Annotated in this window: 20 protein-coding genes; 13 read left to right on the forward strand and 7 right to left on the reverse strand. The window is 62.1% G+C overall.

Annotated elements, in window-relative coordinates; genetic code table 11:
• The gene (locus tag AC4PS6_RS26825) at positions 1 to 813 is read left to right on the forward strand and encodes an SDR family oxidoreductase (protein WP_336827000.1); all 813 of its coding nucleotides are present in this window, start codon (positions 1 to 3) and stop codon (positions 811 to 813) included.
• Here the strand turns inward: AC4PS6_RS26825 and AC4PS6_RS26830 are convergent.
• A complete protein-coding gene (locus tag AC4PS6_RS26830; protein ID WP_014716996.1) occupies positions 810 to 1,667 on the reverse strand; it encodes a LysR family transcriptional regulator in 858 nt (285 codons plus the stop codon). The two genes, AC4PS6_RS26825 and AC4PS6_RS26830, sit on opposite strands and share 4 nt — an antisense overlap.
• 111 nt (positions 1,668 to 1,778) lie before the next feature.
• Between AC4PS6_RS26830 and AC4PS6_RS26835 the strand changes: the two genes are divergently transcribed.
• Positions 1,779 to 2,966, forward strand: a complete 1,188-nt coding sequence (locus AC4PS6_RS26835) for an MFS transporter (protein WP_020301245.1) — start codon at positions 1,779 to 1,781, stop codon at positions 2,964 to 2,966.
• The gene (locus AC4PS6_RS26840) at positions 2,959 to 3,360 is read left to right on the forward strand and encodes a nuclear transport factor 2 family protein (protein ID WP_014716994.1); all 402 of its coding nucleotides are present in this window, start codon (positions 2,959 to 2,961) and stop codon (positions 3,358 to 3,360) included. The genes AC4PS6_RS26835 and AC4PS6_RS26840 overlap by 8 nt, the downstream gene beginning before the upstream one ends.
• A gap of 38 nt (positions 3,361 to 3,398) precedes the next feature.
• Here AC4PS6_RS26840 and AC4PS6_RS26845 read toward each other — a convergent pair whose 3' ends face one another.
• Genes AC4PS6_RS26845 through AC4PS6_RS26860 form a run of 4 tightly spaced genes read right to left on the reverse strand, consistent with a single transcriptional unit; the run spans position 3,399 to position 8,159 of the window.
• On the reverse strand, positions 3,399 to 4,259 hold the full coding sequence (locus tag AC4PS6_RS26845; RefSeq protein ID WP_020301246.1) for an efflux RND transporter periplasmic adaptor subunit: 861 nt from the start codon (positions 4,257 to 4,259) through the stop codon (positions 3,399 to 3,401).
• Between the two features lie 10 nt (positions 4,260 to 4,269).
• On the reverse strand, positions 4,270 to 4,470 hold the full coding sequence (locus AC4PS6_RS26850; protein ID WP_003188711.1) for a DUF1656 domain-containing protein: 201 nt from the start codon (positions 4,468 to 4,470) through the stop codon (positions 4,270 to 4,272).
• On the reverse strand, positions 4,460 to 6,637 hold the full coding sequence (locus tag AC4PS6_RS26855; RefSeq protein WP_014716992.1) for an FUSC family protein: 2,178 nt from the start codon (positions 6,635 to 6,637) through the stop codon (positions 4,460 to 4,462). The genes AC4PS6_RS26850 and AC4PS6_RS26855 overlap by 11 nt, the downstream gene beginning before the upstream one ends.
• Positions 6,638 to 6,647: 10 nt before the next feature.
• A complete protein-coding gene (locus AC4PS6_RS26860) occupies positions 6,648 to 8,159 on the reverse strand; it encodes an efflux transporter outer membrane subunit (protein ID WP_014716991.1) in 1,512 nt (503 codons plus the stop codon).
• A gap of 181 nt (positions 8,160 to 8,340) precedes the next feature.
• Here AC4PS6_RS26860 and AC4PS6_RS26865 point away from each other — a divergent pair, with 181 nt between their 5' ends.
• The 5 genes from AC4PS6_RS26865 to AC4PS6_RS26885 all read left to right on the forward strand — a co-directional run bounded on the left by AC4PS6_RS26865 (position 8,341) and on the right by AC4PS6_RS26885 (position 12,744).
• Positions 8,341 to 9,309, forward strand: a complete 969-nt coding sequence (locus AC4PS6_RS26865; RefSeq protein WP_014716990.1) for a LysR family transcriptional regulator — start codon at positions 8,341 to 8,343, stop codon at positions 9,307 to 9,309.
• Positions 9,310 to 9,393: 84 nt separating this feature from the next.
• Positions 9,394 to 10,368, forward strand: coding sequence for a 2-hydroxyacid dehydrogenase (locus AC4PS6_RS26870; protein WP_014716989.1), 975 nt, complete (start codon positions 9,394 to 9,396; stop codon positions 10,366 to 10,368).
• A 135-nt stretch (positions 10,369 to 10,503) separates the two neighbouring features.
• Complete coding sequence (locus AC4PS6_RS26875; protein WP_014716988.1) at positions 10,504 to 11,406, forward strand: chemotaxis protein CheV; 903 nt, start codon at positions 10,504 to 10,506, stop codon at positions 11,404 to 11,406.
• Between the two features lie 3 nt (positions 11,407 to 11,409).
• Positions 11,410 to 11,892 carry a GNAT family N-acetyltransferase gene (locus AC4PS6_RS26880; protein ID WP_020301249.1) on the forward strand — a complete coding sequence of 161 codons (483 nt, stop codon included), beginning with the start codon at positions 11,410 to 11,412 and terminating at the stop codon, positions 11,890 to 11,892.
• Positions 11,893 to 12,000: 108 nt separating this feature from the next.
• A complete protein-coding gene (locus AC4PS6_RS26885) occupies positions 12,001 to 12,744 on the forward strand; it encodes a YkgJ family cysteine cluster protein (protein ID WP_014716986.1) in 744 nt (247 codons plus the stop codon).
• A gap of 71 nt (positions 12,745 to 12,815) precedes the next feature.
• Here AC4PS6_RS26885 and AC4PS6_RS26890 read toward each other — a convergent pair whose 3' ends face one another.
• Both AC4PS6_RS26890 and AC4PS6_RS26895 read right to left on the reverse strand, forming a co-directional pair.
• Positions 12,816 to 13,598 (reverse strand): transporter substrate-binding domain-containing protein, encoded by a 783-nt coding sequence (locus tag AC4PS6_RS26890; RefSeq protein WP_014716985.1) that lies wholly within the window; start codon positions 13,596 to 13,598, stop codon positions 12,816 to 12,818.
• A 162-nt stretch (positions 13,599 to 13,760) separates the two neighbouring features.
• Positions 13,761 to 13,994 carry a hypothetical protein gene (locus tag AC4PS6_RS26895; RefSeq protein ID WP_014716984.1) on the reverse strand — a complete coding sequence of 78 codons (234 nt, stop codon included), beginning with the start codon at positions 13,992 to 13,994 and terminating at the stop codon, positions 13,761 to 13,763.
• Between the two features lie 214 nt (positions 13,995 to 14,208).
• Between AC4PS6_RS26895 and AC4PS6_RS26900 the strand changes: the two genes are divergently transcribed.
• From AC4PS6_RS26900 to AC4PS6_RS26920, 5 genes are all read left to right on the forward strand, one after another.
• Positions 14,209 to 15,375 (forward strand): efflux RND transporter periplasmic adaptor subunit, encoded by a 1,167-nt coding sequence (locus AC4PS6_RS26900; RefSeq protein WP_336827001.1) that lies wholly within the window; start codon positions 14,209 to 14,211, stop codon positions 15,373 to 15,375.
• Positions 15,372 to 18,467, forward strand: coding sequence for a multidrug efflux RND transporter permease subunit (locus AC4PS6_RS26905; RefSeq protein WP_336827002.1), 3,096 nt, complete (start codon positions 15,372 to 15,374; stop codon positions 18,465 to 18,467). The genes AC4PS6_RS26900 and AC4PS6_RS26905 overlap by 4 nt, the downstream gene beginning before the upstream one ends.
• Before the next feature lie 7 nt (positions 18,468 to 18,474).
• The gene (locus tag AC4PS6_RS26910; protein ID WP_137270406.1) at positions 18,475 to 19,167 is read left to right on the forward strand and encodes a heavy metal response regulator transcription factor; all 693 of its coding nucleotides are present in this window, start codon (positions 18,475 to 18,477) and stop codon (positions 19,165 to 19,167) included.
• Positions 19,157 to 20,521, forward strand: coding sequence for a heavy metal sensor histidine kinase (locus AC4PS6_RS26915; protein WP_019816941.1), 1,365 nt, complete (start codon positions 19,157 to 19,159; stop codon positions 20,519 to 20,521). Before AC4PS6_RS26910 ends, AC4PS6_RS26915 begins: the two co-directional genes overlap by 11 nt.
• Before the next feature lie 380 nt (positions 20,522 to 20,901).
• Positions 20,902 to 22,224 (forward strand): OprD family porin, encoded by a 1,323-nt coding sequence (locus AC4PS6_RS26920; protein WP_336827003.1) that lies wholly within the window; start codon positions 20,902 to 20,904, stop codon positions 22,222 to 22,224.
• Positions 22,225 to 22,325: the final 101 nt, after the last annotated feature.

The raw sequence follows: 22,325 nt of genomic DNA on the forward strand, positions 1-22,325 counted from the left end.
ATGCCCAACGTACTGATCACCGGTTGTTCCAGCGGCATCGGCCGCGCCCTTGCCGAGGCGTTCAAAGCCGCAGGCTTCGAGGTATGGGCCAGCGCCCGCCAACCCGATGATGTCGCCGCGCTTATCGCCGCAGGCTTTAATGCCCTACAACTGGACGTCAACGACAGCGCCGCCCTGCAACGCTTGTCCGAGCAGTGGGGCGAGTTGGATGTGCTGATCAACAACGCTGGCTACGGCGCCATGGGCCCATTGCTCGACGGCGGTACCGAGGCGATGCAACGCCAATTCGAAACCAATGTGTTTTCCATCGTCGGCGTGACCCAGGCCTTGTTTCCCGCCCTGCGCCGCAACAAGGGCCTGGTGGTGAATATCGGCAGCGTTTCCGGCGTATTGGTGACGCCGTTTGCCGGCGCCTACTGCGCGTCCAAAGCCGCTGTGCATGCGTTAAGCGACGCCCTGCGCATGGAGCTGGCACCGTTTGGCGTGCAGGTGATGGAAGTGCAGCCTGGTGCGATCAATACAAGCTTTGCAAAGAATGCCGGCGCCCAAGCCGAATTGCTGATCCACGAACAGTCACCATGGTGGCCGTTGCGCGAGGGCATTCGGGCACGCAGCCAAGCGTCCCAGGACAAGCCAACCCCGGCCAGTGAATTTGCTGCAGACGTGCTCAAGGCGGTGCAGCACGTGCGACCGCCACGCCTGTTGCGTTCGGGCAACGGCAGCCGCGCGTTGCCATTGATGGCGGCACTGTTGCCAAAGGGGTTGCTGGAGATGGTGTTGAAGAAGCGCTTTGGTTTGAGTGGCAGCCTCTAGCCCTTCATAAAATCAATAAACGCCCGCACCTTCAGCGGCAGGTGCCGGGTATCCGGGTACATCGCGTAGACCCCTTGGGGGGCGAAGCGATGATCCGCCAGCACACGCACCAGCCGTCCGGCCTCCAAGTCTTCCTGCACCAGCCATTGCGGCAGAATCGCCACACCGTGGCCGCGCACAGCAAATGCCTGGAGCACTGCCGCACTATCAGCCACCAACGCAGCAGGCCCGGCACGGTATTGATGTTGAATGCCCGCCGGGTCGGTGACGCTCAGTTCGGTCAAGCGGCCATGGCCCAACCGGGGGATCTGCTCCAGCTCTTCCAGGGTCTGAAGCCCGGCAAACTGCGGTGCCGCAACAGCAAACACATCGAACGTCGACAACTGCACCGCCCGATGATTGGAGTCCAGCAGGCGCCCCAGGCGAATCGCCACGTCAAAACGCTCGGAGATCAGGTCGGCATGGGTGGAGGATGTGGATAAGTGGATATTCAGGTCCGGGTGCAGGCGGCGAAAGGCTTCTACCGCCGGGGCAACGACGGCCAGGGCATATTCGACAGTGGTGGTGATGCGCAGCGTGCCCTTGAGCTGAGCATGCTCACTGCGGGCTTCTTCTACCGCCAGGCGGGCCTCTTCGAGCATGCGCGTGCAGCGCAGGTAAAAGCGTTCGCCGGCATCGGTGAGCGCCAGTTGGCGGGTGTTGCGGGTCAGCAGGGTGACGCCGAGTTCCGCCTCCAGGCGCTTGAGGTTGAAGCTGACCACGGCGCGAGTCTGGCCCAGCAGGTCCGCAGCAGCAGTGAGCGAGCCGGCCTCGACCACAGCCTTGAAAGTGTCAAAACGGTCCAGGCTGACCATGATGGACGCCCTCCTTTGTCAAAATATTTTTGACAAACTAGCAGGCAAACCGGCGTATCCCAAACCCTGCTTGCGGCCTACCCTGCCGGCTTCACTTGCAGGAACGCGTTCATGACCTACCGCTCGAAAGTCGCCTGGATCTTTTTATTGGGTTTTGCCCTGGACCTGGTGAACATGTTTGTTGCCACCGTCGCCTACCCGGATATCGCCCGCGAGCTGCACGCCTCGGTCACACAGTTGGCGTGGATCAGTAATGCCTACATGCTCGGGCTGACAGTGATCATCCCCTTGAGTGTATGGTTGGCGGCGCTCATGGGCGAGCGCACCCTGATCGCTTCCAGCCTGCTGCTGTTCGCCGGCGCCTCGGTGATGGTGGGCCAGGCCGGCTCCATTGAGGCGTTGATAGGCTGGCGCGCAGTGCAAGGGCTCGGTGGCGGTTTGCTGATTCCCGTGGGCCAGGCCATGGCTTACCGGCACTTCCCCGCCGCCGAGCGCAGCCAACTGACGGCGCGGGTGATGTCGGTGGCGTTGCTGGTGCCGGCACTATCGCCAGCATTGGGTGGGGTGATTGTCGACACTGTGGCATGGCGCTGGATCTTCTACGCCAACTTGCCACTGGCCTTGGTGACCCTGCTGCTGGCCTTGTTGTGGATAAAACCCGACGCGCCCACCCGCGTGCGCCCACCTCTGGACCTGAGCAGCATTTTCAAACAGGTTGCCAGTCCGATGCTGCGCGTGGCGATGCTCGTCTACCTGTGCATACCCGGGGTGTTTATCGGCACCAGTCTGATCGCCATCCTTTATGTGCGCAGCTTGGGCTATGACGCCACCCAAACCGGCGCGCTGATGTTGCCCTGGGCGCTGGCCTCGGCAGTGGCAATCTACCTGAGCAAAAAACTCTTCAATCGCTGCGGCCCCAAACCCTTGTTGCTGGCGGGCATGGCGCTGCAATGCGCTGGCATCCTGTTGCTCAACGAGCCCGCGCTGATTATTGCGGCCTACGTCTTGATGGGCCTGGGCGGCAGCCTGTGCAGCAGCACTGCGCAAACTCTGGCCTTTCTGGATATTCCCGCCGAGCGCATGGGCCACGCCAGTGCGTTGTGGAACATGAACCGTCAAGTAAGCTTCTGCGTCGGCGCCGCCGTGCTCAGTGCAATACTGTCGGCCTTGGATTCCTTCGCCATAACCTTCACGATGGCGGCAGCTCTGACCCTGTTGCCGCTTTTCGCAGTGTTGCGCCTGGATGCTTCCAGAGTACGCACGCTGCTTCACCCTTGCAGCGAGCCCAAGCATGATTGACTACAGCGATTTTTTCGAAGAAGTGATCCAGACCCACGTCGAGATCGAGCAATGGTTTGCCGGGGTTGCGCCTCAGGGCACGCTGGAAAATCTGCTCGCGCGCTTCTCACCCGAGTTCAGCATGATCGCGCCCGCCACCGGTACGCGGGTCAACAGGGCCGGGGTCAATGCGTTGTTTACGCGCCTGGGCGGGATGCGTCCGGGGTTGAAAATCACCTTGAGTGAAATGACCGGCATCGACCGCCATGCGCGCGGCGCCACGGTGACGTATCGCGAGCATCAGATTGACGACAGCGGCACCCAGACCGACCGCCGCGCCACGGTGGTGTTCGAGAAACAGGCCAGTGGCGCGCTGCTGTGGCGACACCTGCATGAAACCTTTATCAAAGCCTGACGCGGTCAACTGTGGGAGCGGGTAAGCCCCCCCACAGTTTAGTTTTGTGTTGGGTTGACGATCACGGTGCAGGTAATCCCTGCCGCCAACAACACGCCTTCCGGCACTTCATCAATGTGAATCCGCACCGGCACGCGCTGAGCCAGGCGCACCCAGTTGAAGGTCGGGTTCACATCGGCGATCAGTTCACGGCTCTCGGGGTTGTCGCGGTCGTAGATGCCACGGGAGATGCTTTCCACATGGCCCTTCAAGGTCTCGCCGCTCATCAGCTGCATATCGGCTTTGTCGCCCACCTTCACGTGGGGCAGTTTGGTTTCTTCGAAGAAGCCATAGACCCAGAACGAGTTCATATCCACCACAGCCATCTTCGCTTCGCCGATACGCGCATAGTCGCCACGATGCACGTTGAGGTTGGTGACGTAGCCGTCCACCGCCGCCAGCACACGGGTACGTTTCAAGTTGAGTTCAGCGGCCTCCAGTTGCGCCAGGGCGTGCTGATAATCGGCCAGGGCCGAGTCGGCGATGTTGCTGGCGTCGTCGCGGTTTTCCCTGGAGATCACTAGCGCGTCCAGGTCGGCGCGGCGGTGCGCGTTGACCTTGCGCATTTCCCAAGTGGCCTTGCGGGAGGCCACCAGCGATTGCGCTTGCTTGACGGCAATGCGGTAGTGCTCGGGGTCGATCTGCATCAGCAGGTCGCCTTTTTTCACCAACTGGTTATCGCGTACCGGCACGTCCACCACTTCGCCGGTAACGTCAGCCGCCACATTGATAATGTCGGCGCGCACGCGACCATCGCGGGTCCACGGCGTTTGCATGTAGTGCACCCACAACGTGCGGCCAATCCAGATCGCCAACGCCAGCACCAGCAAGGTGGCGAGCAGGCTGAAAAACTTTTTCATCGGGGCATTCTCAACGGTAGACGCTCAGCGCCAGGGCGCCGAACAGGCAAGCGAACAGGCTCAGGCGCAGCAGCGCCGGGTGCCAGAAGAAACGGTACAGGTCGAACCCGGCCAGGAAGCGGTCAACCGCCCAGGCCAGCCCCGCTGCGATCAAGAACATCAGGGTCATGGTCGGCATATAGATGCCGTGGAATGCAATTTCACGAGGCATTCGGGGCTCCTTTGAGGGCGGCCAGAGGCGATTGCGGGTCGAGCAACGAGGTGCGAATAAAGTGCAGGTAGCTCTTCACCCGGCGCAGGGCCGAGGTGTCGAAGTGCGGGGCGAAGGGTTCGTCGGTGGCCTGCACGCGGCTGATCGCATGGTCGACGGCAATCAACCCGCGCTCCAGGTTGCTGGCGCTGGGTTGCAGGAACAGCCGCACCAGCGAGCGTCCCATCACGCGGATCGCCTGGCGCCACGGCTGCGACTCGGCATACGCCGGGTGCACCGGCAAAATCGCCTGCTCCTTGCGCAGTTCGATGATCGCGTGGCCGACCTCCAGCACCACGAACATCCAGCGCAGCAAATCGCGTTGCACCTGCGGCTGGCCGGCCGCGAGGCCATACGCTTGGTGCAGCAGGTCACGGGTGCGGCTTTCAAAGCTCGACGCCAGGCCCTTGAGCTTGCCGCTGATGGCATACACCACCTGCTCACGCAGGTCTTGCTCCAGGCGGCGCCACAACCAGCGGCTGTTGGGCGGCAAAATGATCGCCCCCGCCGCCGCGCATACCAGCATGCCGATGACCATGGCGATGTAGTCGTTGATAAAGGTGTAGGGGTTATAGACCGTGAGGTTGTCGGGCACCGAGCCGGTGCTGAAGAAGATCAACAGGCCCACACCCACACCGGCGTATTGCGGGCGGGAGGAGAGGAAGGCACCGAAGATGATCACCGGCGCCAGCATCACGCACAGCAGCGGGAAACCGTCGATCCAGGGGAACACGAAGAACATTTCGACAAAGCCGACCAAGGCGCCGATCAAGGTGCCGCAGGCCATCTGGAACGCCATGCGCTTGGGGTTGGGCGTGGCAGCAGACAGGCCCACCGTGGCCGCCGCGATCAGGGTCATGGTGGCGCCGCTGGGCCAGGCCGTGGCCACCCAGTAACTGCCCAGCACAACCAGGATAAACGAGGCGCGCACACCGGCAGCGGCACAGGCCAACCAGTTGGTCTTTGGCGTGTAGGCTTCGTGCCAATCCTCCCGCGCATGGCGATGCTCGGCCAGGGACGCGTGGGTTTGCGCGTAGTTGTGCAGGTCGTCGACGAAGCGGTACAGCAGCTCGTAGGCAGTGTGGAAATCCAACTGCTCGGCGTCCGTCGGGTTGTCTTCCTGGAAGCTCGCCCGCAGGCTGCGCACCTTGGCGGGCAGGCCGTCCTTGTAGGCGCTCAGTTGGTTGACCAGGCGCGCGGCATCCAAGCTGGTGAGGGCGCGGCCAGAGAAGCCGTCGAGCACTTCGGCCAGGTCTTGCAGGCCGGGCTTGATCGCTGCCACTACATGGTCGGCCTCATCGGCGCGCAAGCGTTCAAGCAATTGGTGCAAGGCGTTGAAGCGCGTGGTGATGCTCATGAATTCGCTGTTAAGGCGACTGAGCCGCCCGTTACGCCGACGCATGTGCGGGTCTTCGAACACGGTGACGCTGCGCAGGCCTTCCAGCCCCACGGCTTCGGCAATAAAGCGCACGTTGCTGGCCTCGAAACCTTCGCGTTGGCTGCGCCCGCGCAGGCCATCGGTCACAAACAGCGCGAACACACCGAAGCGCTGGTACAGCGCGTTGCGCATGGCGGCGCTGGAGGTCTGCGGCAGGATGGCGGCGCTGACCAGTGTCGAGCACAGTATCCCCAGGGAGATTTCCAGCACCCGCCACACCGCCGCCATGAAGGCGCCGTCCGGGTGGGCCAGGGCCGGCAGGCCGACCATCGCCGCGGTGTAGCCGGCGAGCACGAACCCATAGGCGCGAAAGTTACGATTGCGCGTGGCGCCAGCGGTGCAAATGCCGACCCAGATCGCCAGCGCACCGAGGAACAGTTCGGTGTTCTGCGCAAACAAAGCGATCAACAGCACCATCACCGCCGAGCCTGCCAAGGTCCCGAGGAAGCGATAGAAACTCTTGGCGAACACCTGGCCGCTCTGGGGCTGCATCACGATAAATACGGTGATCATCGCCGTGCGCGGTTGCGGCAGTTCCAGGCGCATCGCCAGCCACAGCGTCAGGAACGCAGCGACCAGCACTTTGAAGATATACACCCAGGTCACGCCATCACTGCGTGCCCAGTCGAAAAAACCACGGCGCCACTCAAGGGAATGCAGCCAGCGCAGCGGTGCAGGCAAGGGAGTCATCAAGGCCTACTCAGTGATCAAACACGGCGAGCGCCGCCGGAGTCTTGCTTGGGAGTGTCTTGGCAGCCGTGGGCACATCGTCGCCAGCACCGAGGCCGCCGCCCAAGGCGGTCACCAGCTCGGCATGGGCGCTGAGGCGTGCCGCCTGCACCTGTTGTGCGATCTGCTGCTGGCGAAACAACAAGGTTTGGGCGTTGAGCACGTTGAGGTAATCAGTGAGGCCACGCTGATAGGCGATCATGGCGATGTCGTAGGTTTTCTGCGCCGAGGCCACCGACTGCGCGGCAAAAACCGATTGCTTGTCCATGGATTCGCGGCGGATCAACTGGTCGCTGATGCCCTTGAGCGCATTGACCAGGGTCTGGTTGTACTGGGCCACCGCGATGTCGTAGCCGGCACTGGCTTCACCCAATTGCGCACGTAGACGGCCGCCGTCGAAGATCGGCAAGGTGATCGCCGGGCCGACGTTGTAGTTGAATTTCTTGCCGGCCAGAAACGCCAGCATACCGCCGCCGGTGGCCATGTAGCCGAGGCTGCCGACCAGGTCGACGTTGGGGTAGAAGCCTGCATGAGCCACATCGATACCCCGCGCCTGGGCCGCTACCTGCCAGCGACTGGCGACCACGTCCGGGCGTTGGCCGAGCAATTGCGCGGGCAGGCTGGAGGGCAATTTCAACGGCGCGGCGAGGGCCAGGGTCGGGCGCTGCAACTGCGCGCCCTCCCCCGGGCCTTTGCCGGCCAACGCCGCCAGTTGGTTACGGCTCAGGGCGATTTCCTCGTCCAGGGCATCCAGTTGGCGATGGGTTTCCGGCAGCGGGGTTTCGGCCTGGCTGACGTCAAAGTGAGTACCGATCCCGGCGGCCAGGCGTTTGTTGGCCAGGTCCAGGATCTGCTGTTGCTGGGCCAGGGTGGCGGCCGCGATGTCATGGTTGGCGTACTGCAACGACAGCTGGATATAGGCGCGCACCACGTTGTTTTGCAGTTCGAGCTGGGCCAGGCGCGCTTCGGCGGCGCTCATGTGCGCCAGGTCGACGGCGCGTTCGGTCGTGTTGCTTTCCCGGCCCCACAGGTCGAGGGCGTAGCTCAGGCCCAGGGACGAATTGTTGTCCCAGGTGTTGGCGCCGCTCAATTGGCCGGGGCCGTAGAACTGATCCTTCGGCCAGTTGTGACGCTTGAGGGTGGTGTCGCTGTTGACCTGCAGCGACTCGGCCGACTCGGCCACGCCGGCCAGCGCTCGGGCTTGCCGCACACGGGCGGCGGCCACGGCCAGGCTGGGGCTGTTGCGGGTGGCGAGTTCGACCCAACGGTTGAGCTGCGGGTCGCCGTAGGCCTGCCACCATTGGGCGGTGGGCCAGTGGGCGTCGCGGTCGGCGCTCTGGATCGCGGCGTCGGTGGCCAGGGTATTGGCGTTGATCGCCTGGCCTTGCGGGGCGATTCCTCCGGTTCCGATGCAACCGCTGATGACTGACGTTAAAGCCCAAACACTGAGAGTCTTCAGCTCTCTGCTGATGCGACGCGGCACGGCAAGCGAATTCCTGAGAGGGTGTTGCGGGAGAGGTGGCGCAATTCTAGGCGGCGCCAGGGAGGACGATAAGCTGGTATTCCTGTGAATCTTTGTTACCGTTCAGGCGATAATCCGTTGGTAGGGATCACTGAAAGCGTAACTTTCTGTCACAATTTGCTATCTCCCTTGAGAACACTCCATGGACACTTTGCAAAACATGCGCGCCTTCAGTTGTGTGGCCGAAGCCGGCAGCTTCACCGCCGCCGCCGTGCAACTGGACACCACCACGGCCAACGTCTCGCGCGCGGTCTCCAACCTTGAGGCCCACCTGCAAACCCGCTTGCTCAACCGCACCACCCGACGCATCGCGCTGACCGAAGCCGGCAAACGCTATTTGCTGCGCTGCGAGCAGATCCTCGCCTACGTCGAAGAGGCCGAGGCCGAGGCCAGCGACGCTCACGCGCGCCCGGCCGGGCAGTTGAAAGTGCATACCATGACCGGCATCGGCCAGCATTTCGTCATTGACGCCATTGCCCGCTACCGCCGCACCCATCCCGACGTGACCTTCGACCTGACCCTGGCCAACCGCGTGCCGGATTTGCTCGATGAGGGCTATGACGTGTCCATCGTGCTGGCCAGCGAGCTGCCGGACTCAGGTTTCGTGTCCCAGCGCCTGGGCATCACCTACAGCATCGCCTGCGCCTCGCCGGACTACGTCAAGGCCAAGGGCTGCGCACAGCGGCCCCAGGACTTGCTCAACCATGCGTGCCTGCGCCTGGTCAGCCCAGTGGTCCAGTTGGACAAATGGACCTTCAACGGCCCTGAAGGCCAGGAAAGCGTGGCGATCAACAGCTCGCCGTTCCTGGTGAACTCGGCCGACGCGATGAAAACCGCGATCACCAGCGGCATGGGCGTCGGCCTGCTGCCGGTGTATGCCGCCATCGAAGGGCTGCGCAATGGCACGCTGGTGCGGGTGATGCCGACCTACCGTTCCCAGGAGCTGAACCTGTACGCCATCTACCCCTCGCGCCAATACCTGGATGCAAAGATCAAAACCTGGGTGGAATACCTGCGCGGTTCGTTGCCGGAAATTCTGGCGGCGCACCAGGCGGAGTTGGTGGCGTATGAGTTGAGCGGTGGTGTGGGTAGCGTGCGGATGGCGAACTGATTTTGGCATGCTGCTTCCCCGCCCCCTATAAATTCATTGTGGGAGCAGGCAAGCCAGCTCCCACATGTTGAGTGGAGTTCTGCAATGAAAAAGACTGTCCTGGCCTTCAGCCGTATCACCCCGCCCATGATCGAACGCCTGCAACAGGATTTCGAGGTGATCGTGCCCAACCCCAAGCTGGGTGACATCAACGCACAGTTCAACGAAGCCCTGCCCCATGCCCATGGCTTGATCGGCGTGGGCCGCAAGCTGGGCCGCGAGCAGCTTGAAAGCGCAAGCAAGCTGGAGGTGGTGTCCAGCGTGTCGGTGGGCTACGACAACTACGACGTGCCGTACCTCACCGAGCGCGGGATCCTGCTCACCAACACCCCCGATGTGCTCACCGAGAGCACTGCCGACCTGGCCTTTGCGTTGCTGATGAGCAGCGCCCGCCGCGTGGCCGAATTGGACGCCTGGACCAAGGCCGGCCAATGGAAAGCCAGCGTGGGCGCGCCTTTGTTTGGTTGCGATGTGCACGGCAAGACCCTGGGCATTGTCGGCATGGGCAATATCGGCGCGGCCGTGGCCCGGCGTGGGCGCCTGGGCTTCAACATGCCGATCATTTACAGCGGCAATAGCCGCAAGACCGCGCTGGAGCAGGAACTGGGCGCGCAGTTTCGCAGCCTGGAGCAGTTGCTGGCCGAGGCGGATTTCGTCTGCCTGGTGGTGCCGTTGAGCGACAAGACCCATCACCTGATCAGCACTCGGGAGCTGGGGTTGATGAAGCCCAGCGCGATTCTGATCAATATTTCCCGTGGGCCGGTGGTGGATGAGCCAGCGCTGGTCGAAGCCCTGCAAACCCAACGCATTCGTGGCGCCGGGCTGGATGTGTATGAAAAGGAACCGCTGGCTGAATCGCCGTTGTTCCAGCTGAGCAATGCGGTGACCCTGCCGCATATTGGTTCGGCCACCGGTGAAACCCGCGAAGCCATGGCCAACCGCGCCGTGGACAACCTGCGCAGCGCCCTGCTGGGCCAACGCCCGCAGGATCTGGTGAACCCACAGGCCTGGAAGGGCTGATACTGGACTTAATGTGGGAGCTGGCTTGCCAGCGCCCGCATAAACAGTGCCCGACACAAAAATCCGGTTAAAGCCCAGGCCAGCCAAGTCGATAACTCTCTATAGATCGTCATCCCTGATCCACAGAAGGTTTTTATGTCCACCACCAAAGCCCGCGCAGACTCACTCTCGCTTCTGCTCTTTACCTTGCGCAGCGGCAAGCTGATGGCCATCAACCTGTTGAAAGTCAGTGAGATCATCCCCTGCCCGCCGTTGACCAAGCTGCCGGAGTCCCACCCGCACGTCAAAGGCATCGCCACCTTGCGCGGCGCTTCGTTGTCGGTGATCGACTTGAGCCGCGCCCTGGGTGAAATGCCTTTGCAAGACCCGGACGGCGGCTGCCTGATCGTCACCGATGTCAGCCGTTCCAAGCAGGGCCTGCATGTTCAGGCGGTGAGCAAGATCGTGCATTGCCTGACCACCGATATCCGCCCGCCGCCCTACGGCTCCGGCGGCAATCGGGCGTTTATCACCGGTGTGACCCAGGTGGAAGGTGGCCTGGTGCAGGTGCTGGATATCGAGAAAGTCATCCATGGCATCGCCCCGGCACCGATTGAAGCGGCGCCGACCGACCTGACCATGGAAGAAGCCGAAGTGCTGGGCAACGCCCGCATCCTGGTGGTGGACGACAGCCAGGTGGCTTTGCAGCAATCGGTACACACCCTGCGCAACCTCGGCCTGACCTGCCACACCGCCCGCAGCGCCAAGGAAGCCATCGACGTGTTGCTGGAACTGCAAGGCACGGTTGAACAGATCAACGTGGTGGTGTCGGACATCGAGATGTCTGAGATGGACGGCTACGCCCTCACCCGCACCCTGCGCGAAACCCCGGATTTCAAGGACCTCTATGTGCTGTTGCACACCTCCCTGGACAGTGCGATGAACAGCGAAAAAGCGCGCCTGGCCGGCGCCGACTCGGTGCTCACCAAGTTCTCATCCCCAGAGCTGACCAAATGCCTGGTGGTCGCCGCGCAAACCGTGGCGCAAAAGGGGCTGTAAGCCTTGGCCGAGTATTACCAGTTGCTGCGTCGCGACCTCACCGGCAGCCTGCCCGCCCCGCAGTGGCCAGCGAATACCCGGCTGGATCATTATCGCGATGAGCTAGCTCCGGCGATCCATGCCGTGCTGCGCATGACCCAGGACCAGGGCGGCGGCCGTGTCGGCCACCTGGAGGAGTGGCGCCAGCAGTTCGTCACCGATGCCGACTACGACCCGACGCTGTGCCTGGTGGCCAGTAACCACGACGGTGTTCTCGCAGTGGCCCAATGCTGGACCAGCGCCTTTATCAAGAACCTGGCCGTACACCCCTGTGCCCAAGGCCAAGGGCTGGGCCGCGCCTTGCTGCTGCACAGCTTCCAGGTGTTCAAGCAGCGCAGCGAACCCTATGTCGACCTCAAGGTGCTGGAGAGCAACCTGCGCGCCCGGCAACTGTACGAAAGTGCGGGCATGCGATTTGTGCTGCGCGACGTCGTATCCAAGGGCTGATCCTCACTGGCGCATAACTTGCTTCCAGAGCCCCTGAGCGGTAGATAGAGGTAAAAACCCGTCACCCCTCAAGCGTGCCCTCTGACCTTGCCTGGTGACAGATCCGCCATGAACACACACTTTTCCTGCGTCGGTTGCGGTAAATGCTGCAGCGACCATCACGTGCCCCTGACCCTCGAAGAAGCCCGCAGTTGGGCGGCGGACGGTGGCAACGTCATCGTTCTGGTCGAGGGCTTTCTCGGCAATGGCCTGGGCCTGCCCCTGCAACAACGGGAACACGCCGAGCGCCGCTCAGTGGTCGTGCCCAGCGGCAATACCGAGGCGTTTGTGGCAATTACCTTTGCCGCCTACAACGCCGGACGCTGCCGGAATCTTGACGAAGACAACCGCTGCCGCATCTACGAACGGCGCCCGCTGGTGTGCCGCATCTACCCGATGGAGATCAACCCGCATATCCCGCTGAACCCGAGCGCCAAAGACTGCCCGCCCGAATCCTGGGAGCAAGGCCCCGCGCTGATCGTCGGTGGCGAGTTGATGGACGCACAACTGGCCGAACTGATTCGCCGCTCACGCCAGGCCGACCGTGATGACGTGCAGACCAAAGAAGCGGTGTGCGCGTTGCTCGGCATCCGCACGACCGCGCTCAAGGGCGACGGGTTTACCGCGTACTTGCCGGATATGCAGGCGTTTGCCCAAGCCATTGAACAGGCGGTTGAACAGCCGGCGGTGACCCATGAATGGGTGTTTCATGTGTCCGGGATGGACGTCGCCGAACAGGTGCTGGATGCCGGAGCGCAAATTGCCACTGAGGTGCCAGCCAATTATGCGTTTATCTCGTTGAGGGCGGCTTAAGCCGCTGCGGCCTCATGACGGTATGGGTATCTAATTCAACTTCGGGTGCAAAGCTGCACACACATTAGCGCTCATGGACGGGCGGGCAATACACCGAGGCGATAGGGCTGGAGGATGCGTTGGTATTCGCCATTCTGCATCAGTTGCTCAAGCGCATGATTAAGCTCATTACGCAACGCGGTATCGGTTTTTCGCACCGCGATCGCCACGCTATTACCCAGCAGGCCAGACGACACAGGCGGGCCCATGAAGTCGAAGTCCAGGCCATCGGCCGTGTCGAGCAGGGCTTCACGGATCTCCACGACGCCTTGCAGGGTCGCATCGATATCGCCCGAAACCAGGCTCTGCACCAGTTGGTCGTTCAGCCAGAAACTCCTGATGATCACTCCCGCCGGAGCCCACTGCGACAGGGCGTAGGCTTCACGATTACTGCGCACCAACACCCCGACCCGCTTGCCCTTGAGCAAGCGCCGATCAGGGCGCAGGCCTGAGGTTTTACGCGCCACCAGCCGCGTGGTGATCGGGTAGAGGTCATCGGTGAAACTCACCCGTTTGCGCCGACGGCAGGTGGGCGCCATGCCCATGATCGCGTCGAACTGCCTGGCTTCAAGGGCCGGGAAGTTTTCCATCACGACCTGGTCAACCCAGGTACAGCGCACGTTGAGCTGCTCGCAGAGGGCATTGCCCAGTTCGATATTCAGCCCCACCAATTGCCCTTGGGAATTGCGGCTTTGAAATGGCGGGAAATGCGCGGCAACGGCGAAACGGATTTCACGCCGCGGTTGCACGTCGACGGCAACCGCAGTCGACGAGAGCAAGAGGACGAGCACCGCACAGAGGTGTATCAGGGCCACGGGAATGTCCTTTTCCGGAAAGCTGACTCACCACGCCCCGATGAGCGTCATCGGGACGAAGCAAACGCTGTGCAAGCTTTCAAGAATCGGTCGCGGACCTACAAGCAGAAATTTCTACGGGCAATGTAGGTAACAGCCTATAACGCACCTACGGTTTTAATCTCAGCGTTTACCCATGGACCGGCGAGTGCCCGGAGGCGCCATGCCCGGCGTCTTGGTATGGCCGTTCTTGGCGCCGCCTTTGTACCAGGGCTGGCTGGCATTCTTGGCGCCAGCCAGCTCGCCCGGTTTGAAGGGGAACTTAAACGCCGGGATCTCGGTTTTTTCAACGCCGTCGGCGGTGGCCGAATCGACGAGGTCAGCCGCGTCGACAGGGGGTTGGGTTGGGGAAGTCATAGGGGCTCCGGCGCAGCTATAGGTGTAAAAGCGCGAGTATACGGGGGCAAAGCGGCAAGCGGTAAGCTTCAAGCCACAAGTAAAACGCGCTAGCTGTCGCGGCTGTCAGTTTCGCGTCACCGTGCTGACCGTATTACCGGGCTATAAAGCAGCTACCCAACCTTCAACTGGCAGCTTGCGGCTTAAAGCGTGCAACTGCGTCCCGGCGCCTCCCATGCAGATAAAACGAAACACGGCCCTGATGGTGGGCGTCCTCTTGATACTAGCGGTGGCCGCCTGGGCCGTAACACGGCCTGCCAAGCCCCGGCTGGCTGCGCCCACGGCGATCCCGGTACGGGTGGTGAGCGTCGCGCAACAGGACGTTCCCAGGTTCATCAGCGGCATCGGCTCAGTGCTGTCGTTGCACAGTGTGGTGATTCGCCCGCAGATCGACGGCATCCTCACCCAGTTGCTGGTCAAGGAGGGCCAATCGGTGAAGGCCGGCGACTTGCTGGCGACCATCGATGACCGTTCGATCCGCGCCAGCCTCGACCAGGCCAGGGCGCAATTGGGCGAAAGCCAGGCGCAGTTGCAAGTGGCGTTGGTCAATCTCAAGCGCTACAAAGCGCTGAGCATCGACGACGGCGTGTCCAAACAGACCTATGACCAGCAACAGGCGCTGGTCAACCAGCTCAAGGCCACCGCGCAGGGCAACCAGGCGGCCATTGATGCGGCTCAAGTACAACTTTCCTATACCCAGATTCGCTCCCCGGTCAGCGGCCGCGTGGGCATCCGTAACGTGGACGAAGGCAACTTCCTGCGCATGAGCGACACCCAGGGGCTGTTTACCGTCACCCAGCTCGACCCGATTGCCGTTGAGTTCTCCCTGCCACAACAGATGCTGCCGACCTTGCAGGGCCTGATTGCCGCCCCCACCCGGGCCACCGTCGACGCCTACCTGGGCGCCGACACCGACAACCAGACCGGCGACCTGCTCGGCGAAGGCCACCTGAGCCTGATCGACAACCAGATCAGTTCCACCACCGGCACCCTGCGGGCCAAGGCCGAGTTCAGCAACCCGGCGCATAAGCTATGGCCGGGGCAACTGGTGACCATCAAGGTCCAGACGGCCCTCGACAAGAACGCCCTGGTGGTACCGCCGACCGTGGTGCAGCGCGGGCTGGACTCACATTTCGTGTACCGCGTAAGCGCTGACAAAGTCGAGGTGGTGCCGGTGCAAGTCGCCTACCAGAACAGCGACATCAATATCATCAAAGGCGTGCAGGCCGGCGATGTGCTGGTCAGCGATGGGCAATCGCGGCTCAAGGCCGGTGCGCAGGTGGAGGTGCTCAAGGAGCCGCCGCAAGTGATCCACACCGCCAACGCCGAGGTGCAACCATGAGTGCAAGCCGGTCGCCCTCGGCCTGGTGCGTTGACCATCCGGTCGCCAGCCTGTTGCTGACCTTCGCCCTGGTGTTGCTGGGGATTATTGCCTTCCCGAACCTGGCCGTCGCGCCACTGCCGGAAGCGGAATTTCCGACCATCCAGGTCACCGCGCAACTGCCCGGCGCCAGCCCGGACACCATGGCCTCATCGGTGGCCACGCCTCTTGAGGTGCAGTTCAGTGCCATCCCCGGCATGACCCAGATGACCTCCAGCAGCGCCTTGGGCTCCAGCCTCTTGACCCTGCAGTTCACCCTGGAAAAAAGCATCGACACCGCCGCCCAGGAAGTCCAGGCCGCGATCAACACCGCGTCCGGCAAGTTGCCCAGCGACATGCCGAGCTTGCCCACCTGGAGGAAGGTCAACCCGGCGGACAGCCCGGTGTTGATCCTCAGTGTCAGTTCCAGCAGCATGCCCAGCACCGAGCTGAGCGACTACGTGGAAACCCTGCTGGCGCGCCAGATCAGCCAGATCGACGGCGTCGGCCAGATCAACATCACCGGCCAGCAACGCCCGGCGATCCGCGTGCAGGCGTCGCCCGACAAGCTCGCGGCCATCGGCCTGACGCTCGCCGACATACGCCTGGCCATCCAGCAGTCGAGCCTGAACCTGGCCAAGGGCGCGATCTATGGCGAAAACAGCGTGTCCACCCTGTCGACCAACGACCAGCTGTTTCACCCGGAGGAATACGGCCAACTGATCGTTTCCTACAAGAACGGTGCGCCGGTTCAACTGCGCGATATCGCCAAGGTCATCAATGGTTCGGAAAACGCCTACGTGCAAGCCTGGTCCGGCGATACGCCAGGGGTGAACCTGGTGATTTCACGCCAGCCTGGCGCCAACATCGTCGACACCGTCGACCGCATCCAGGCCGAGTTGCCGCGCCTGCAAGGCATGTTGCCAGCCTCGGTGCAGGTCAGCGTGTTGACCGATCGCACCAAGACTATCCGCGCCTCACTGCATGAAGTGGAAATGACCCTGCTGATCGCCATCCTGCTGGTGGTGGCGGTGATGGCATTGTTCCTGCGTCAACTGTCGGCGACGCTGATTGTGTCTGCGGTATTGGGTGTGTCGCTGGTAGCCAGTTTCGCCCTGATGTATGTGATGGGGTTCAGCCTGAACAACCTGACCCTGGTGGCCATCGTGATCGCCGTGGGCTTTGTGGTGGACGATGCGATTGTGGTGGTGGAGAACATTCATCGGCACCTGGAGGCTGGCCTGGGCAAACGTGAAGCGGCGATCAAGGGCTCGGGTGAAATTGGCTTTACCGTAGTGTCCATCAGCTTCTCGCTGGTGGCGGCGTTTATTCCGCTGCTGTTCATGGGCGGAGTGGTCGGTCGGTTGTTCAAGGAGTTTGCGTTGACGGCCACCGCGACCATTCTGATTTCAGTGGTGGTTTCGCTGACATTGGCCCCGACGCTGGCCGCCTTGTTCATGCGTGCCCCTACCCACCCTGCCCACGCCAAACCCAGCTTCAGCGAACGCCTGCTGGCCGGCTATGCGCGCAACCTGCGCCGGGCCTTGGCGCACCAACGCAGCATGGCCGCGATCTTCGTAGTAACCCTGGCCCTGGCGGTGGTCGGCTATGTGTTCATTCCCAAGGGATTCTTCCCGGTGCAGGACACCGGTTTCGTGCTCGGCACCAGCGAAGCGGCGGCCGATGTGTCGTACAAGGACATGGTCGCCAAGCACAAGGCCCTGGCCGAGATCGTCAAGGCCGACCCGGCGGTGCAGGCGTTTTCCCATTCGGTGGGCGTTACCGGCAGCAACCAGACCATCGCCAACGGCCGCTTCTGGATCGCCTTGAAAGACCGCAGTGAGCGCGATGTGTCCGCCAGCCAGTTCATCGACCGCATCCGCCCACAACTGGCGAAGGTGCCTGGCATCGTGCTGTACCTGCGCGCCGGCCAGGACATCAACCTGAGCTCCGGCCCCAGCCGCGCCCAGTACCAATACGTGCTCAAGAGCAACGACGGCCCGACGCTGAACACCTGGACCCAGCGTCTCACCGAAAAACTGCGCGCCAACCCGGCGTTTCGCGACCTGTCCAACGACCTGCAACTGGGCGGCAGCATCACCCATATCAGCATCGACCGCCAGGCCGCCTCACGTTTCGGGCTGACCGCCACCGATGTCGACCAGGCGTTGTACGACGCCTTCGGCCAGCGCCAGATCAACGAGTTCCAGACCGAGATCAACCAGTACCAAGTGATACTTGAACTGGACAGCCAACAGCGCGGCAAGGCCGAAAGCCTCGACTATTTTTACCTGCGCTCGCCATTGACCAACGAGATGGTGCCGTTGTCGGCCTTGGCCAAAGTCGACCCGCCCACGGTCGGGCCGTTGTCCATCAGCCATGACGGCATGTTCCCTGCTGCCAACCTGTCGTTCAACCTGGCGCCCGGCGTAGCCCTGGGCGATGCAGTGATCATGCTCGACCAGGCCAAAAACGAAATCGGGATGCCGAGCACAATCATCGGCAACTTCCAGGGTGCGGCCCAGGCGTTCCAGAGCTCGCTGGCCAGCCAACCCTGGCTGATCCTCGCGGCGCTGGTGGCGGTCTACATTATTCTGGGTGTGCTGTACGAGAGTTTTGTGCACCCGCTGACGATCATTTCCACCCTGCCCTCGGCGGGCCTCGGTGCGCTGGTCATGCTGTGGCTGCTGGGCCAGGACTTTTCGATCATGGCCTTGATCGGCCTGGTGCTGCTGATCGGCATCGTGAAGAAAAACGGTATCTTGATGATCGACTTCGCCCTGGAGGCGCAGCGGGTACGCGGGCTGCCACCCGAAGATGCGATTTATGAAGCCTGCGTCACGCGGTTCCGGCCGATCATGATGACCACCCTTGCCGCGTTGCTCGGCGCCGTGCCGTTGATGCTCGGCGCAGGCCCTGGGGCGGAACTGCGCCAGCCGCTGGGCATCGCGGTGGTCGGTGGCTTGCTGGTGAGCCAGGCGCTGACGCTGTTCACCACGCCGGTCATATACTTGTACCTTGAACGTTTTTTCCACAGGCCCAAACCAGCGCTGACGCTGGCGACCACACACTGAGGCGGTCATGCGCGTCCTGATTATTGAAGATGAAGAAAAAACCGCGGACTACCTGCACCGCGGCCTGACCGAGCAAGGCTACACCGTCGATGTGGCCCAGGAAGGTATCGAGGGCCTGCACCTGGCGCTGGAAAACGATTACGCCGTGATCGTGCTCGACGTGATGCTGCCCGGGCTGGATGGCTTCGGTGTACTGCGCGCCTTACGCGCCCGCAAGCAGACGCCGGTGATCATGCTCACCGCCCGCGAGCGCGTTGAAGACCGCATCCGCGGCCTGCGCGAAGGCGCCGACGATTACCTGGGCAAGCCGTTTTCGTTCCTGGAACTGGTGGCCCGCCTGCAAGCCCTGACCCGCCGCAGCGGCGGCCATGAACCGGTGCAGGTCACCGTTGCCGACCTGTGGATCGACCTGATCAGCCGCAAGGCCAGCCGCAACGGTGTACGCCTGGACCTGACCGCCAAGGAGTTCTCGCTGCTCAGCGTATTGGCGCGACGCCAGGGCGAGATCCTGTCCAAGACCGCGATTGCCGAGATGGTCTGGGACATCAATTTCGACAGCGATGCCAACGTGGTGGAAGTGGCGATCAAGCGTCTGCGCGCCAAGCTCGACGGGCCGTTCGAACACAAGCTGCTGCACACCATTCGCGGCATGGGCTATGTGCTGGAGAACCGCATACAGGAAAACCACAGTGGTCGCTAATTCCATCGCCCTGCGCCTGAGTGGCATGTTCACCCTGGTGGCGCTGCTGATCTTTCTGTTAATCGGCGGCGCGCTGTACCAGCAGGTCGACCGTGGCCTGGGGCTGTTGCCAGGTGCCGAGTTGGATGCGCGCTACAGCGTGCTGGAATCGTCGATCAATCGCTTCGGCACGCCGGAACATTGGGCCAAGATCAGGTCCAAGCTCAAGCTGTTGGGGGAAGAAGACAAGCGCATCCGTTTCTGGGTGGTCAGCAGCGACCCGAGCTACGAATACGGTGAGCCGGACGCGCAGATTCGCGCCTTTGCCGAAGGCGCCACAGGTAAGCGCGACCTGCGCCTGCCGGGTCACGATTATCCCTTCAAGGTGCTGGTCAGCCAATTTGCAGCCAAGGACCAGCGCCCGGCGTTGCGCTTTATGATTGCCATCGACACGGAGAACTTCCGCGCCACCCAGCATCACTTGCTGGTGGCGTTGATCAGCCTCGCGCTGGTGGGTGTAATACTGGCGGCACTGCTGGGGTTCTGGGTCGCGCGTATCGGCCTCAAGCCCTTGGGCAAACTCTCGGATGAAGCGCAAAAGCTTGCGCCGCCGAAACTCTCCGGGCGCCTGCAATTGTCACCCTTGCCGCCCGAGCTGAGCCAATTCGTCAATTCGTTCAACGCCACCCTCGACCGGGTTGAACAGGCGTATTCGCGCTTGGAATCGTTCAACGCCGACGTTGCCCATGAACTGCGCTCGCCGCTCACCAACCTGATCGGCCAGACCCAAGTCGCGCTGACACGCGGGCGTTCGGCCGAACACTATTTTGAGGTGCTGCAATCGAACCTGGAGGAGCTGGAACGGCTGCGCTCGATCATCAACGACATGCTGTTCCTTGCCAGCGCCGATCAGGGCAGCAAAGCCACCAAGCTGATCGAATGCTCCCTGGCCGATGAAGTGGCCACCACCCTCGACTATCTGGATTTTATCCTCGAAGACGCCCAGGTTCAGGTGCGCGTGGACGGCGATGCCCTGGTGCAGATCGAAAAAGCCCACCTGCGGCGTGCGCTGATCAACCTGCTGAGCAATGCCGTGCAACACACCGCACCCGGACAGATTATCGACGTGCATATCCAGGTGCAGGAGAAGCAGGTGGCAATCGGCGTGACCAACCCCGGCGACGCGATTGCCAGCGAACACTTGCCACGCCTGTTCGAACGCTTCTATCGGGTGGATGCCTCGCGCAGCAACAGCGGGGCCAATCACGGATTGGGGCTGGCGATCGTCAAGGCGATTGCGTTGATGCATGGCGGGGATGTGTTTGTGCGCAGTGAAGGCGGTGGCAATACGTTTGGTATCACCCTGCCGATCTAAACAACTCGGTCAAAATGTGGGAGCTGGCTTGCCTGCGATAGCATCACCACGGTAGGCCTGGCATACCGAGGTGCCTGCATCGCAGGCAAGCCAGCTCCCACAGAAGATCCCATGGCCCTCACTGTTGCGATTTGGGCAATAGTTATTATCTTGTTACACTCTGTATCGCACCGCTCCCCTGCGTTACTTTGACGCATCGATGAGCGCGACGGCAAAGACAGCTGACCACTCACCCGAATTTCCCTCGACTTATTTCCAGGGCTCTACACTGGGAATCTGTCTTAAAGCCGCTGACTTCAGCGGCTTTTTTTTGCCGTGAAAAAAGGCCGGGCACACCCCACGACACTGGCCGTTCATGATTGACCAAAGGAGCTCCACCGGTGAAGAACTCGCTGACGTTCACCCCGTTATTCCTCGCAATCGCAGCAACGATCATCCCGCTTGCCCACGCGGCAGACGCCCCGCCCGTCGAAGGCTTCGTCGAGGGTTCACACCTCACGATCAACACCCGCAACTACTACATGAACCGCGACCGGCGCGATATTCATACCGATGACAGCAAGGAGTGGGGTCAGGGTTTTATCGGCACCTTCGAATCCGGCTACACCCAGGGCCCCATCGGCTTGGGCCTGGACGTCAATGCCATGCTCGGCCTCAAGCTCGACGGCGGTGGCGGTACGGATGGTTCCAGCATCCTTCCGTATGGCAGCGGCAACGGCAAAGCGCCGGGTTCGTTCTCGACGGCTGGCGGCACCTTGAAGCTGCGCGCCTTCGACACCGAACTGAAAGCCGGCGACCTGTTCCTCAACAACCCGGTGATCGCCGGCGGCATGACACGCATGTTGCCGCAGACTTTCCGTGGCGTGAGCCTGACCAACCACAGCTTTGACGGCTGGATGTTCGAAGGTGGCCAGGCCAGTTTCACCAAACTCTATAACCAGAGCGGCCATCGGCGTATTGGTACCAGCTACGGCACGCTGCCCGCCAACACCGACAGCCAGCACCTGGACTGGGCTGGCGTGTCGTTCAGCGGGATCGAGGGGCTGACCAGCAACCTGTACGCGTCCGAGCTCAAGGACGTCTGGCACCAGTATTACTACGACCTGGAATACACCTACGCCCTGAACGACCTGGTCAGCCTGACGCCCGGCCTGCACTACTACCATACCCAGGACACCGGTCAATCGCTGCTGGGGGATATCGACAACAACACCTACAGCCTGCATTTCACCGTGGGCGTGGGTAACCACAGCGTCACAGCGACTTATCAGCGGGTCAATGGCAACACGCCGTTCGATTACATCACCCAGGGCGACAGCGTGTACCTGGACAACTCCCAGCAGTACTCGGATTTCAACGGGCCCAATGAGCGCTCCTGGAAGCTCAAGTACGCCTACGACTTTGCCGGCCTCGGCGTGCCCGGCCTGACGTCCGCCGTGTCCTACATCAGCGGCAAGACCGACCTGACCAAGGTCGACCCCAACAGTCGCGGCTACAGCAACTGGTACAGCGCCGATGGCAAGGATGCCAAGCACTGGGAGCGCGATATCGACCTGAAATATGTGGTGCAGGGCGGCAAGGCCAAGGACTTGGCCGTGCGCCTGCAATGGGCGACCAATCGCGGCAGCAATGGCTACTCGGCGGTGGACCGGGATGTGGATGAATACCGTGTGATCGTGGACTACCCGATCAACGTGTTCTGAGTACAGGTAGGAGCGAGCTTGCTCGCTCCTACAGGTTGGCTTTGCGCCATATTTAAGAGTTGCTACTACGCTAAGGGCATTCTCAATGCAGAAGTGTGCCC

The organism is Pseudomonas sp. DW-iso17 (genome assembly GCF_058725345.1).

What these genes read in the sequence shown, in the direction of transcription:
- AC4PS6_RS26845 (WP_020301246.1), bottom strand. Translation starts at nt 4,259, where the DNA reads ATGAAAAAGTTTTTCAGCCTGCTCGCCACCTTGCTGGTGCTGGCGTTG.
- AC4PS6_RS26870 (WP_014716989.1), top strand. Translation starts at nt 9,394, where the DNA reads ATGAAAAAGACTGTCCTGGCCTTCAGCCGTATCACCCCGCCCATGATC.
- AC4PS6_RS26910 (WP_137270406.1), top strand. Translation starts at nt 18,475, where the DNA reads ATGCGCGTCCTGATTATTGAAGATGAAGAAAAAACCGCGGACTACCTG.
- AC4PS6_RS26865 (WP_014716990.1), top strand. Translation starts at nt 8,341, where the DNA reads ATGGACACTTTGCAAAACATGCGCGCCTTCAGTTGTGTGGCCGAAGCC.
- AC4PS6_RS26825 (WP_336827000.1), top strand. Translation starts at nt 1, where the DNA reads ATGCCCAACGTACTGATCACCGGTTGTTCCAGCGGCATCGGCCGCGCC.
- AC4PS6_RS26875 (WP_014716988.1), top strand. Translation starts at nt 10,504, where the DNA reads ATGTCCACCACCAAAGCCCGCGCAGACTCACTCTCGCTTCTGCTCTTT.
- AC4PS6_RS26900 (WP_336827001.1), top strand. Translation starts at nt 14,209, where the DNA reads ATGCAGATAAAACGAAACACGGCCCTGATGGTGGGCGTCCTCTTGATA.
- AC4PS6_RS26830 (WP_014716996.1), bottom strand. Translation starts at nt 1,667, where the DNA reads ATGGTCAGCCTGGACCGTTTTGACACTTTCAAGGCTGTGGTCGAGGCC.
- AC4PS6_RS26885 (WP_014716986.1), top strand. Translation starts at nt 12,001, where the DNA reads ATGAACACACACTTTTCCTGCGTCGGTTGCGGTAAATGCTGCAGCGAC.
- AC4PS6_RS26895 (WP_014716984.1), bottom strand. Translation starts at nt 13,994, where the DNA reads ATGACTTCCCCAACCCAACCCCCTGTCGACGCGGCTGACCTCGTCGAT.
- AC4PS6_RS26835 (WP_020301245.1), top strand. Translation starts at nt 1,779, where the DNA reads ATGACCTACCGCTCGAAAGTCGCCTGGATCTTTTTATTGGGTTTTGCC.
- AC4PS6_RS26855 (WP_014716992.1), bottom strand. Translation starts at nt 6,637, where the DNA reads ATGACTCCCTTGCCTGCACCGCTGCGCTGGCTGCATTCCCTTGAGTGG.
- AC4PS6_RS26840 (WP_014716994.1), top strand. Translation starts at nt 2,959, where the DNA reads ATGATTGACTACAGCGATTTTTTCGAAGAAGTGATCCAGACCCACGTC.
- AC4PS6_RS26850 (WP_003188711.1), bottom strand. Translation starts at nt 4,470, where the DNA reads ATGCCTCGTGAAATTGCATTCCACGGCATCTATATGCCGACCATGACC.
- AC4PS6_RS26905 (WP_336827002.1), top strand. Translation starts at nt 15,372, where the DNA reads ATGAGTGCAAGCCGGTCGCCCTCGGCCTGGTGCGTTGACCATCCGGTC.